Origin of the sequence: Longimicrobium sp. (assembly GCF_036554565.1) — a bacterium.
GTDB lineage: Bacteria > Gemmatimonadota > Gemmatimonadetes > Longimicrobiales > Longimicrobiaceae > Longimicrobium.
Genome location: NZ_DATBNB010000545.1, coordinates 1 through 9905, shown reverse-complemented (window position 1 = coordinate 9905; position 9905 = coordinate 1). Strand labels below are relative to the sequence as shown.

General features: G+C 68.6%; 18 protein-coding genes. 15 read left to right on the top strand and 3 right to left on the bottom strand.

Going from position 1 to position 9905, the window contains the following annotated elements; all coding sequences use genetic code 11:
* Nucleotides 1–32: 32 nt before the first annotated feature.
* The 4 genes from VIB55_RS15045 to VIB55_RS15030 all read left to right on the top strand — a co-directional run bounded on the left by VIB55_RS15045 (nucleotide 33) and on the right by VIB55_RS15030 (nucleotide 2585).
* Nucleotides 33–674 carry a hypothetical protein gene (locus VIB55_RS15045; RefSeq protein WP_331877480.1) on the top strand — a complete coding sequence of 214 codons (642 nt, stop codon included), beginning with the start codon at nucleotides 33–35 and terminating at the stop codon, nucleotides 672–674.
* Entirely contained in the window at nucleotides 671–1126 is a 456-nt protein-coding gene (locus VIB55_RS15040) for a hypothetical protein (protein ID WP_331877479.1), read from the top strand. Before VIB55_RS15045 ends, VIB55_RS15040 begins: the two co-directional genes overlap by 4 nt.
* Nucleotides 1123–1590: a hypothetical protein gene (locus VIB55_RS15035; RefSeq protein WP_331877478.1), complete on the top strand. Its 468-nt coding sequence runs from the start codon at nucleotides 1123–1125 to the stop codon at nucleotides 1588–1590. The genes VIB55_RS15040 and VIB55_RS15035 overlap by 4 nt, the downstream gene beginning before the upstream one ends.
* Nucleotides 1591–2081: 491 nt before the next feature.
* Nucleotides 2082–2585 carry a hypothetical protein gene (locus VIB55_RS15030; RefSeq protein ID WP_331877477.1) on the top strand — a complete coding sequence of 168 codons (504 nt, stop codon included), beginning with the start codon at nucleotides 2082–2084 and terminating at the stop codon, nucleotides 2583–2585.
* Between the two features lie 19 nt (nucleotides 2586–2604).
* On the opposite strand, the gene VIB55_RS15025 is transcribed toward VIB55_RS15030, so the two are convergent.
* Nucleotides 2605–2871, bottom strand: coding sequence for a hypothetical protein (locus VIB55_RS15025; RefSeq protein ID WP_331877476.1), 267 nt, complete (start codon nucleotides 2869–2871; stop codon nucleotides 2605–2607).
* Between the two features lie 172 nt (nucleotides 2872–3043).
* Here VIB55_RS15025 and VIB55_RS15020 point away from each other — a divergent pair, with 172 nt between their 5' ends.
* The 4 genes from VIB55_RS15020 (at nucleotide 3044) to VIB55_RS15005 (ending at nucleotide 4641) form a co-directional block, all read left to right on the top strand.
* A complete protein-coding gene (locus VIB55_RS15020; RefSeq protein ID WP_331877475.1) occupies nucleotides 3044–3364 on the top strand; it encodes a hypothetical protein in 321 nt (106 codons plus the stop codon).
* Between the two features lie 13 nt (nucleotides 3365–3377).
* The gene (locus VIB55_RS15015) at nucleotides 3378–3611 is read left to right on the top strand and encodes a hypothetical protein (RefSeq protein WP_331877474.1); all 234 of its coding nucleotides are present in this window, start codon (nucleotides 3378–3380) and stop codon (nucleotides 3609–3611) included.
* 67 nt (nucleotides 3612–3678) lie between these two features.
* On the top strand, nucleotides 3679–4083 hold the full coding sequence (locus VIB55_RS15010) for a hypothetical protein (RefSeq protein WP_331877473.1): 405 nt from the start codon (nucleotides 3679–3681) through the stop codon (nucleotides 4081–4083).
* Between the two features lie 327 nt (nucleotides 4084–4410).
* Complete coding sequence (locus VIB55_RS15005) at nucleotides 4411–4641, top strand: hypothetical protein (RefSeq protein WP_331877472.1); 231 nt, start codon at nucleotides 4411–4413, stop codon at nucleotides 4639–4641.
* A 21-nt stretch (nucleotides 4642–4662) separates the two neighbouring features.
* Here the strand turns inward: VIB55_RS15005 and VIB55_RS15000 are convergent, their stop codons facing one another.
* A complete protein-coding gene (locus VIB55_RS15000) occupies nucleotides 4663–6102 on the bottom strand; it encodes a hypothetical protein (protein WP_331877471.1) in 1440 nt (479 codons plus the stop codon).
* Nucleotides 6011–6508 carry a helix-turn-helix transcriptional regulator gene (locus VIB55_RS14995; RefSeq protein WP_331877470.1) on the bottom strand — a complete coding sequence of 166 codons (498 nt, stop codon included), beginning with the start codon at nucleotides 6506–6508 and terminating at the stop codon, nucleotides 6011–6013. Before VIB55_RS14995 ends, VIB55_RS15000 begins: the two co-directional genes overlap by 92 nt.
* A 109-nt stretch (nucleotides 6509–6617) precedes the next feature.
* Here VIB55_RS14995 and VIB55_RS14990 point away from each other — a divergent pair, with 109 nt between their 5' ends.
* The 7 genes from VIB55_RS14990 (at nucleotide 6618) to VIB55_RS14960 (ending at nucleotide 9879) form a co-directional block, all read left to right on the top strand.
* Nucleotides 6618–6857 (top strand): helix-turn-helix domain-containing protein, encoded by a 240-nt coding sequence (locus tag VIB55_RS14990; RefSeq protein WP_331877469.1) that lies wholly within the window; start codon nucleotides 6618–6620, stop codon nucleotides 6855–6857.
* On the top strand, nucleotides 6854–7042 hold the full coding sequence (locus VIB55_RS14985) for a hypothetical protein (RefSeq protein ID WP_331877468.1): 189 nt from the start codon (nucleotides 6854–6856) through the stop codon (nucleotides 7040–7042). The genes VIB55_RS14990 and VIB55_RS14985 overlap by 4 nt, the downstream gene beginning before the upstream one ends.
* 19 nt (nucleotides 7043–7061) lie before the next feature.
* The gene (locus tag VIB55_RS14980) at nucleotides 7062–7703 is read left to right on the top strand and encodes a hypothetical protein (RefSeq protein WP_331877467.1); all 642 of its coding nucleotides are present in this window, start codon (nucleotides 7062–7064) and stop codon (nucleotides 7701–7703) included.
* On the top strand, nucleotides 7700–7954 hold the full coding sequence (locus tag VIB55_RS14975; RefSeq protein WP_331877466.1) for a hypothetical protein: 255 nt from the start codon (nucleotides 7700–7702) through the stop codon (nucleotides 7952–7954). The genes VIB55_RS14980 and VIB55_RS14975 overlap by 4 nt, the downstream gene beginning before the upstream one ends.
* Nucleotides 7951–8922, top strand: coding sequence for a hypothetical protein (locus VIB55_RS14970; RefSeq protein WP_331877465.1), 972 nt, complete (start codon nucleotides 7951–7953; stop codon nucleotides 8920–8922). Before VIB55_RS14975 ends, VIB55_RS14970 begins: the two co-directional genes overlap by 4 nt.
* A 214-nt stretch (nucleotides 8923–9136) precedes the next feature.
* The gene (locus VIB55_RS14965; protein WP_331877464.1) at nucleotides 9137–9697 is read left to right on the top strand and encodes a hypothetical protein; all 561 of its coding nucleotides are present in this window, start codon (nucleotides 9137–9139) and stop codon (nucleotides 9695–9697) included.
* Nucleotides 9694–9879 carry a hypothetical protein gene (locus VIB55_RS14960; protein ID WP_331877463.1) on the top strand — a complete coding sequence of 62 codons (186 nt, stop codon included), beginning with the start codon at nucleotides 9694–9696 and terminating at the stop codon, nucleotides 9877–9879. The genes VIB55_RS14965 and VIB55_RS14960 overlap by 4 nt, the downstream gene beginning before the upstream one ends.
* Nucleotides 9880–9905 lie beyond the last annotated feature (26 nt).

Genomic DNA, 9905 nt, shown 5'->3' with positions numbered 1-9905 from the left:
CCGCTTGACCCTGCCTCACTGGTTACCGGACGATGAGCACGCACAGCGTACGCTCCACCGCAACCGCGCTGATCCTGCGCACCCTGCCCTCCCCGGAGCCGAGCACCGACACCGGAAAGCGCCTGCAGGGCGGCCAGGTCGCCACGGTGCACGGCCTGTCGCTGGACGGGAAGTGGCTCTTCGTCGCCGCACCTGCGGGTGCAGGGTGGGCCAGCGCCGGGCACCTGGAAGACGTGCCCCAACCGCCCGTGAAGGTGCCCGCGTGGCGCACCGCGGAGAGCCTGCGCACGCTGCTCCGGCAGCTGAACGCGGCGCACCCGAACCGGAGCAAGGTGCACGACGGCACGATCGGCGACGCGGCGCACGCCGACCGGAAGTCGGACCACAACCCGAACGCGGACCGCGTGGTCACGGCGCTGGACGTGACGCACGATCCCCGGAACGGGCCCGACTGCGGCCGCCTGGCGCTGGCGCTGGTGGCCAGCCGGGACCCGCGCATCAAGTACATCATATGGGAGGGGCGGATGTGCCGAAGCTACCGCGCCAAGGACGGCACCGCGCCGTGGACGTGGACGCCCTACACCGGCCCGAACAAGCACACGAAGCACCTGCATCTGAGCGTAGCCGGGGAGCCGGGGCTGTACGATGATGCGCGGCTGTGGAGGATCAAGTGAGCGCGGGGCTCGTCTCTGTCGTGGCGCTGAGTGAAGCCGCCGCGCGCCGGTACATCCCCACGCCGGGTGAGTTGTGCGTGTCGATCACCGACGAGGAACGCGAGGCTGCGCTTCGCCCCGGCTGGGCGGAGGTGCTGCGGCTGCACTTCTACGACATGGGCGACGAGTACGTGGGGCGTGGCTACGATGCGGACCTGTTCGGCGAACGCCACGCGCGGGCGATCTACGACCTGATCCTGCGGCACCCCGAAGCGCACACCGTGGTGGTGCACTGCCACGCCGGGCTCTGCCGCTCGCCGGCCGTGGCGTGGGCGGTAAAGGAAACGTTCGGGCTGCGCGTGAGCATCGGCGAGGCGGGCGCGTGGGGAGCCCGGAACGCGCGCGTTTACCGCATCATGCTCGAGACTGCCCGTCGGATGCTGGCGAGCCGTTCCATGGAGCGTGCGTCGTGAGCGCGCCACCGCCCATCGTCTGGCGCTTCGCCGGCTGCGAGGTGCACGAGTACCCCGACCGCGACGCGAATGGCTACCTGGAAACGCGATGGCCGGACGGCGCGATGTGCCCGGCGACGCGCGACCACACCATGTCGAACGTGGACTACGCGGCGCACCTGGGCTACAGGTCCGTGCGGGATGCACTCCGCGAGCACGAGCTGGCCCACACCTTCGTGTCGGAGAAGCTGGGCTTCCCCTACTCGCCGACGCTCCGGGCGGTGGCCGACGGCTTCGGCCCCGGCTCCGCGCCGTACGAAGCGCAGCTGTGGGAAGAGGCGGTGGTGCTGGAGTTCCAGCGCTTCATGCAGACCGGGGATATCGGGCCCGCGCTGTCGCCGTGGGCGTGGAAGGCGGACGCGTGGGCCGCCGAGTTCCGCCGCCGCTTCTGCGGCTCGCCGCCGGCGCTGTCGCTGGCCGCGTGAGGTATTGACCCTGTGAGGCGCACACGGGTATGATTCGAACCGAACGCGGAACCCGTGGGGGAGCGCCATGGTGCGCTGTACTGCTGCAAGTAGCAGCGCTGCGAAAGCGGTCGGAAACCCGGCACCGTCCGGGGGAGCGGTTCGACTCCGCTCCGCGTTCTTCGATGGGGTGGTGCGCGGGTAGCGGCTGGCGTCGCCCCACCTCACGAGGTGGAGAGCAGGGTTCGATTCCCGCCCGCGCTTTGGGGAGATGCCGGTTCGAATCCAGCGACGTGCGCCCGGCGCGCGCATTAGCTCAATCGGCAGAGCCCCCCGCCTGGCCCCCGTCGCTCTCACGAGTGGCGGGGGTCCTGCTTTGTGGCGGCGTAAACCCCAGAGCTAAGACCCCCCAGAGCCAGACCCCAGAGCTACGCAGCTGCGCCCTGCTCACCTGCTGACGTAAAACGGACAGGGGTTGCACGCCTGCACCTGAAGCGTGTACCCTGTCCGTCATGAGCGAATCCCAGATCAACACCATACGAGAGGCCGTGGTCGCGGCCGTCGAGCGGTCCAGCCTGCGAGCCGTCGCCCGCGACGTGGACGTGAGCGCGTCCGGGCTCCGGAAGTTCATCGAGGGCGCGGAGCCCTACACACCCACCCTGAAGAAGCTGCGAAGGTGGCACGCGGGGTGGGCGGGGGACGATCCCGGCCGGCGGCTGCTGGACGCGGTGTCGGAGCTGGCCGCCCTGGTCATGCCCGGCGAGCGGGCCCGGGTGCGAGACGAGATCCTGCAGGTGATGGCGACGGCCGAGCTGGTGCAGCCGGTCCGCGCGGCGTCGCTCCTTGGGGCGCCGAAGCCGAAGCACCGCGGCTCACGTCCGGGCCACGGGGGCGCACCGATGAACCGGCCCCCGGTGCCTCGCGGTCACTTCCTCTGCACCAGCTGCGACCCTCCCTTGCCCGTACCTGTGTCTCAGTGGATGGAGCACGTGAGTAGGCACGGGCAGGAGCCGTAAACAGCGTCATCAGGCGCGGTCAGGTTACGGAGTCGGGGTCGGTCGCGGCGCCGCGACCGGGACTTGCCAGCAAGTCCGCGTGCTGCTCCAAGATCGCCTGCACCTCATCGGCCGCAACGTCGGCGTCCATCGAGAGTAGCCGGTCAATCAGCCCCCGAACGTGCGCCCACCCCCAACGGGCGATCTGCTTCCTCACGTCCGCGCTGGGCTCCCTATTCCAAGCCACGTTCCGCAACGACTTGTAGCCCACGGGCCGTGGGCCGAGCGCCGTCACGGCCTCGGCCATCTCCCGCATGCTAGGCGTCACCGCCCTTACGAATGCCCCGACAGGTCCGTTCATGCCGCTAAAGGTAGCGGCGTGACAATCCGTCCCGCAAGACCCTTGACGAGGACAATCCGTCCCATTAACTTAGGAGCGTGGGGACAGACTGTCACAATCAAGAAGAGGGGCGGACGATATGATCAACATCTTCAATCAACCATCTGCGACGGTGGTGTCCCGCACTGCTCGCACCCGCGCCGAGATTCGGAAGATGTACGAAGCTGCGCAGGCGCTGGGGTGCAAGGATGCCCGCGTCTACGCGATCGGGACGTGGCGCGAGTGCAGCCGCCGGAAGTACGGCGGAGAACTGGTTTTCTGCGGGGCACGCGGGATGGAGATCGTCGGCGGGGTCCGCGTCGGGCTCAAGGGCAAATGCGCGATCCTAAAGGACGGCAGCGATGCGTTCAAGGCCGCCCCCGAATCCGACGGCACGTACGAATTGCGGATTGCTTTCTAAGGGAGCCGAGAAAATGCCCAAGGTCGGAGCCGCCCGCTCAACGCGGAAGCTGATGGATGAGGCGCTGGACGCGGCCTACGCCGCCCGGCTTGAGTATGAGTCGGCCGGGCGGTGCGGATCGCGGGCGGACGCTGAGCAGGCGCAGAAGGACGCGTGGGCCGCTTTTGGGGTGTACGTCGAGCGCCGCAAGACCCACGAACGCACCTACCTAACTCGGGCCACCAACAGGCGCGCCAATGGCTGCTAGTCCGTGCGCATCCTGCGGCGGCACGCACCCCGACGTGCCCCTCCACCGGGGGCACCAAGGTCGAAGCGTGTACTTCTTCTGCCCCGTCAACGGCAAGGCGGTAGACGGGAAAGCCGAGGCGCTCGCCCTCTCTATGCTGAACGGTCGAACCGCCGCCACGCTCACCGTTCGCCAGACAGCGTTCCTTGGGGACGTGCTTCTGCGCGAACTGCCGTCCGGTTCGACGTGGCGGCGGTTCGACTACACGCTGCCACTCACCATAGGCGGGGTGTCCTACAAGCTGCACCGCCATCCGAACGGCGCCGGTGTGCTGGCCCCCCTGGCAGTGCTCGCCCCTCTCGCCGTGCAGCCCAAGACGGAAGGACAGGCGGCGTCTGATGCGGAGTCGCGCGAGTGGATGGCGGAGTATCGCCGCATCCGTACGGAGCAAGGGCCCGACGCGGCGCGGCGCTGGGTTGAATGCAACGGGTAGAACGACCGCGACGGGCACGGCAGACACCGCGCCCGTCAGCCCTCCGACTCAACCCCAAGTCCTAAGCCCGATCATCCCCATCAGTAAGAAACCCCCGGTCTTCATCCGAAGACCGGGGGGTTTCCACACGTAAGGGCGCCAACGATTCCATTTCGCACCCCGTCCACTTGCACTAAATTGCGGCAGTGCCCCTGCTACTCTTGGCAGGTGCACGGCAACGGGAGAGTGACGGTTCGCCCCGCGAATCGTGCCACCCATCCCAAGGTGCTGGACGTGCATCCGCGGCCCGCGCCATCCTCCCCCGCTCGAAGCCTGGAGAACTCCCCCATGAAGAGATTCAGCTTGTCCCTGATCGCCGCTGCCCTGGTGCTGACCGTGGTCGCGTGTTCGGAGTCGCCCACGAAGCCCGCAGCGCCGGCCGCCATCCCGTCGTTCAGCGTCGGCGATACGATCCCGCCTCGTGGCGATGCCGGGTCCACGAACGACGAAGGGGGCGTGCTCCCGCCGCCGGATTCGACGTGCCGCAACGGCCAGCTTGGGGGCGGTGGTCGCTGCTGAAAAAGCGCCCCCCCCGTCGCGTCAGGCCGCGCCCGCCGTGGGCGCAAAGCTGCGAATCGCCTCCCGTAGCTCCTTCGCAAGCGGCAGGTCTGGGGCGTGAATGATCGGGGCGGCGGCAGCGGCAACTTGCGCCTTCGCCGCCCTTCTCATGTGCCGCACCTCCTGCAACAGCATCTCGGCCGCGATCTGGCCCTCGGAGGAGTTGCTTGCCAAGGCATACCCCAATCCCAGCTCTGCCGCGTCCTCGGCACGGACGGTGTCGTTCAGTAAGAGCGCGCCTTTCGCGAGGGCGATCATCACGAACGGAAGATTTGCCGCAGGTGTCGCCACCAAAACGCACGCGTGCACATACTGCCATGCGCGTTCGAACTCCATCGCGCTCCCCGCCCCGCCCGCCGCCCATCCGAAGTTCGCCCACACCTGCAGTGCGTCGTCTCCCGTGAAGTGGGGGAGAAGTTCGCCTATCACCCTGTGCGCCGCGGCGAAGCGCCCGCGGCACATCCAAAAATATGCGACGTCGTGGGCGAGATGCGGAATGCGCGGGTGTCGCGGTCCGTACGCGGAGAGAGCGGCGCGGGCAGTGTCCAAGGCCTCAACGTCTGCCGCGGCCCACCCGGTCTGCACCCTGAAAATCTCGTGCAGGATTTGCCCCAGCACTCCACCGCCCCCCGCCGCCCGCGCCGTCGCCTCTGCCGCGCGGTAACTGGCGAGCGCCGCCGGGTTGTTGCCGCGCTCGCGCAGCGTGGTTCCGATCCCATACCGCGCCATCGCCGCCGCCGCTCCATCGCCTTGGGCCGCAGCGATCCGCTCCGCTTCCTCGAACATCTTCTGCGAGCGCACGGGGTCCATCGCCCGAACTTCGCGAGCACGGGCCAATAGGGTATCGACGTTTACGAGGCCGGGCACCACACCATCGGGCGCAGCAGGGCGGACGCGGAATGTGAGTTCGCGCTGGACTGCTTCGGCGACGGCCAAGCGCCGACGCCACGCGGACGGGGAGATGAGCCCGTGCCGGTCAACAAGTATGCGGCGAACATGCTCCACCCACCTCTCCCCGTGGGCCAACCGCTCCGTCTGATTCAGAACCCCGGAGAGTGCGAAGCCCTCGGCAGTGGCCTTCGCGTCCCGTTCGTCCCCGATCACTAACCTCGCCCACTCCACCATCTCAGCGAACAGGCACGCCTCTGGTTCCGCTGTCGAGCTCAGAACCATCGTGCGCATACCCGCCGGGGACCGGAAGACGAACGCGACGCTCTCGTTCAACGAGGCTTCGGTGATTGCCAGCGACAGGTGCGGACGGACCGCCCGCCGGTGCTCATCAATGATAGGGTGCACCGCGAACACTTCGCCGAGTACCGGCCGCAGCTCGTCAACGACGGCTAGCGTCCGCTGTGCGCCGCGCTGTATCGGTTGCGTGAGTTGCATCCTGCTGTGACTCCCCTGTGGCTTTTCGATAGTCATCGCGCCAGCGATCCAGCTTCCGCATCTGCCGTTGCGTGAATCCGTGCCGCTCCGCGTAGGCATACACCGCCGCGATTAGGTCGGCCGTCGGTACGCCCACGGAACCGTACACGTCAACAACCCCCTCCACACTCAGCGCCCGGATGAACCTCTCCGCGGGCGCGTCCTCGTCATCATCTACCGCTTCGGCAGCCTCGTAGAACTCGGCAAGGCTGCTCATTCCGCCCAATTGCGCGACCGCTACAAGAGTGTCGGGGTCCGGAGCGACCTCGCCCCGCTCCCACTTGCTGACCTGTGCCTGGCTTCCTGGGCGACCCAAGGCGACGGCGAACTCCTTCTGCGTCCGTGCCCCACGTATCCGATTAATCAGCCGCCCGATCTGCTCGCCTGTCGGCAAAGCAGCCATCTATCTACCTCCCCCAAACGGGACTCTTGACCGTAAGAGCCATGGCTCTTATCTTAAGAGCAGATGCTCATAATGAGCATGGTGCTCACCGAATATGAGGGCTGACGACATGGGGGGCAAGGATCACGTTTCGGGGGGCTTTCTGTCGGTAGACGGGGAAGAGATCCTGTCGAGTCGTCAGGCCCTGCAGTACCTCGGGCTGGAATCGCTCGGCTATCTCCACAATCTCACGAGCGCCGGGGCAATCCCCGTCGCACGGAAGGGGAATGGGCGGCTGATCTTCAAGCGTGCCGACCTTGACTCCTACATCGCGGCCCGGCGCCGTGACAGCGTGGCGGTGGCCGCATGAGCGCCCCTGATTGGCAGAAGGTCGCCACGATCCTAGCGGTGCAGGTCCGCCACTCGTCGGTACGTGACGACGTGATGGGTCGTCTGCGCACGTTGGAGGTCCGCTTTCCCGCCGAGGCACTGGAATACCAGACCGCCCGCTCCCTCATCGCGCCGGCCATGCCGCGCCTCGGCGGGGAGGGCTGAGATGGCCCTCCTCCGAACAGTGCCCGAACCCACTCGCGGCGTCAACCGGGAGACGGCGGATACTTCCATTGTCGGGATCGGGGCGCAGGTAGCTCAACGCGCGACCGCCCCGGAGTCTGACGCCTGGCGCTACGCCGATGCCTTCGAGTCGCTGGCCCTGCTGGGCAAGGATTTCGGCGTCCTCTCCCACTGCCCGGATGAAGAGCACGCATCGGCCCGCCTGGACGACGTGCTTGACGCGCTCGCCGCGGTGCCGCCCTCCCTGTGCGCCACGGTGGAGCAGCTGTGCCCCGCCCCGCTGGAAGACCCCAACGAGTTCTTCGCATGGCTGATCGCGCCATCGACGGACGCGTGGGGCGGCCTGAGCGCCAAGGCCTACCGCCTCTACGCCGCGTGCTGCTTCGCGGGTGCGTTCCTCACGCCGACGCCGGATGAGCTTCGCGCCTTCGTGGACCAGCAGGACCGGCTCGAAGCCCTCGATGCGGCGCACTGCGACAAGCTCTCCTGCCCGAACGGGTGCGGATGCGGCGACCGGCTTGGCGCCCTTGACGCTCTCCACCAGGAGCGTGAGCGCCAGCGTGAGGCGGAAGCCGAAGCCCTCTCCGTAGTTCGTGACCGGTGCATGGAGCCGGAGTACCCGCGCCTGCAGGTGCTTCGATGAGCGCGCCCGTCGTGTTGTCCACGAGCGCCAACCTCGCAGGGGCGATCGTACGGGCGGAGCTGCGCGAGGTGAAGGTGAGCGAAGGCGGCGGCACCGCGCTCTGCCTGGTGACGTACGTGGAACGCGGGCGGTCGCGTCGGCCGGAGGGCATCCAGATCAACGGCGTCGAGTTCGTGGAGGCCGCAGTCGTTCAGGTCCTTTCCGGTGATGTCGCCCGCATGGCGGCGGCGGTCAAGGAGCGTGGCCTGTGAACGAGCCGGTCCGTAACGAAGCCGCTCCGTGCGCGAGCGCGGGCCTTTCGCTCTGCACGTTCAGCGTGGACGACGTGCCCCTCAGCTTGGCGGTGTCCGCCCACGGCGGAACCAGCCTCAGCCCTGAGCGGCGCGGGGAGCAGGAGCGTGCCGGGTACGTGGCGCACATGGAGCACGTCTGCGCTACGCTCGCGCCGCTCGCTACCACCGACGAGCAGCGGGAGTACCTGCGCGCCGCGCTGGAGAGGTACAAGAGCGGATACCTGCGGCGCCTGTCCGCGCACCTCGCCGCAAAGGGGCGCTGCCTTTCCCCCATGATCACCGGCCCGGCCAACTTCCCCGCCGCGCGCAACGAGAAGGCGAACGCCTCCGAGCGCAAACGCGGCAACGAACTGCAGGAGTGGAGCGCCAAGGCGCTGGCCGCCATGCAGCGGGATCTCGGCCGCACCAACGGCGGAGGGCCCATCCTCTCCGACGACCCCGACGCGCCCGACCTTCTTCGGCAGAAGATCGATGAAGCGGAGCGCCTGCAGGTGCTCATGCGCGAGGCGAACAAGATCGTGCGCAGCAAGCACCTCTCCGCCGACGAGAAGGCGGAACAGCTGGCCGCGCTCGGGCCGGCGGTGCCCGCCGAGGTAAGTCGCGGGTTCCCTTCCTACGCGCTGACGAACAACGCGGCCAACATCCGGCGGATGCGCGACCGCCTCACGCTGATCGAGCGCCGCCGCGCGCAGGCGCCATCGGAGTTCACTGGGTCGGCTGGCGTGCGGGTGGTCGACAACGTAGCCGCGAACCGGGTCCAGGTCATCCATCCCGGCAAGCCGCCCAAGGCCGACCGTGACGCGATGAAGCGGCACGGGTTCAGGTGGGCTCCGAGTGCGGGCGCGTGGCAGCGCCACCGTTCGGCTGAGGCGCTGCGTGTGGCGAAGCAGATCGCGGGCGTGGCTGACGCGACGGAGGCGGCATGAACGGCCATCTGCGCCGGGCTACGGCCCGAGAGACTGGCGTCTGCATGGACTGCCCTGCCCCCGTGGACGGGAAGCGTGGTCTGGCGATCCGCTGCGCCACGTGCAGGCGGAGGGCCGACCGCGCCACGGGCCGCCGGTTCCACGAGAACCACGGGCCGCGCCGCCGTTCCGCGAACAACGAGCGGAAGCGCCTCGCGCGTGAAGCGAGGACCGCATGAGGTGGCAGCTGTCTTGGCGCGCCGACCCGGTGGGGCGCGACCTCGCGGACCGGCACTACACCCGGCAGAAGATCGGCGCGCCGCAGTTCGTGCCGCCGGGCCGGTGCCTCGTCCTGACCTCGGAGAAGCGGGGAAAGGGCCGGAACCGCCGTGCGCTGTGGGTCACGTCCTGGCCGTTCGGCCGGTTCGTGAAGCACGCATGGGCGGGCGCGTGGATGTGCAGCTGCTTCCGAAATGAGGGTGCGGGGCTGTCGTCGGCGCTGATCCGCGAAGCCGTGGCCGCGACGCGCTGGCGCTGGCCCGACGTCCCCGAGCTGGGGATGGTGACGTTCGTTGACGAGTCGCAGGTAAAGCCGCGCGCGACACCCGGCCTGTGCTTCATCGAGGCGGGGTTCCAGGTGGAGAACGAGCGGAGCAAGGGCGGGCTGCTGGCCCTGCGGCTCCGTCCCGAGGACATGCCGGACGCGGTGGAGCCGATGCCCGCTGGGCTGCGCGTCCGCGTGCGTGCCCCCCGCCCCGCCGCGCTCTTCCCGTGTGCTGATCGGAGGGCAGCGTGAACGCCGAGCACACGGGCAACGTGCTGGCGTCGCTGACGGACGAACAGCTGCGGGAAGCACGCGCGTTCGCCAAGGAGCACACGCAGGTAGACGAGCCCCTTACCCGGCGCATCGGATGGGCGCTCCTGTCTGACATCGCTGCTGAGTCGGATCGGCGCCGCAACACGGCGGGTGCCGCATGAGCCGCACGGGAATCGACTACGACGCG

Excerpts from the sequence above, each read along its gene's own strand:
- VIB55_RS15045 (WP_331877480.1), top strand. The coding sequence starts at position 33 with ATGAGCACGCACAGCGTACGCTCCACCGCAACCGCGCTGATCCTGCGC.
- VIB55_RS15030 (WP_331877477.1), top strand. The coding sequence starts at position 2,082 with ATGAGCGAATCCCAGATCAACACCATACGAGAGGCCGTGGTCGCGGCC.
- VIB55_RS15025 (WP_331877476.1), bottom strand. The coding sequence starts at position 2,871 with ATGGCCGAGGCCGTGACGGCGCTCGGCCCACGGCCCGTGGGCTACAAG.
- VIB55_RS15020 (WP_331877475.1), top strand. The coding sequence starts at position 3,044 with ATGATCAACATCTTCAATCAACCATCTGCGACGGTGGTGTCCCGCACT.
- VIB55_RS15015 (WP_331877474.1), top strand. The coding sequence starts at position 3,378 with ATGCCCAAGGTCGGAGCCGCCCGCTCAACGCGGAAGCTGATGGATGAG.
- VIB55_RS15005 (WP_331877472.1), top strand. The coding sequence starts at position 4,411 with ATGAAGAGATTCAGCTTGTCCCTGATCGCCGCTGCCCTGGTGCTGACC.
- VIB55_RS15000 (WP_331877471.1), bottom strand. The coding sequence starts at position 6,102 with ATGACTATCGAAAAGCCACAGGGGAGTCACAGCAGGATGCAACTCACG.
- VIB55_RS14995 (WP_331877470.1), bottom strand. The coding sequence starts at position 6,508 with ATGGCTGCTTTGCCGACAGGCGAGCAGATCGGGCGGCTGATTAATCGG.
- VIB55_RS14990 (WP_331877469.1), top strand. The coding sequence starts at position 6,618 with ATGGGGGGCAAGGATCACGTTTCGGGGGGCTTTCTGTCGGTAGACGGG.
- VIB55_RS14985 (WP_331877468.1), top strand. The coding sequence starts at position 6,854 with ATGAGCGCCCCTGATTGGCAGAAGGTCGCCACGATCCTAGCGGTGCAG.
- VIB55_RS14975 (WP_331877466.1), top strand. The coding sequence starts at position 7,700 with ATGAGCGCGCCCGTCGTGTTGTCCACGAGCGCCAACCTCGCAGGGGCG.
- VIB55_RS14965 (WP_331877464.1), top strand. The coding sequence starts at position 9,137 with ATGAGGTGGCAGCTGTCTTGGCGCGCCGACCCGGTGGGGCGCGACCTC.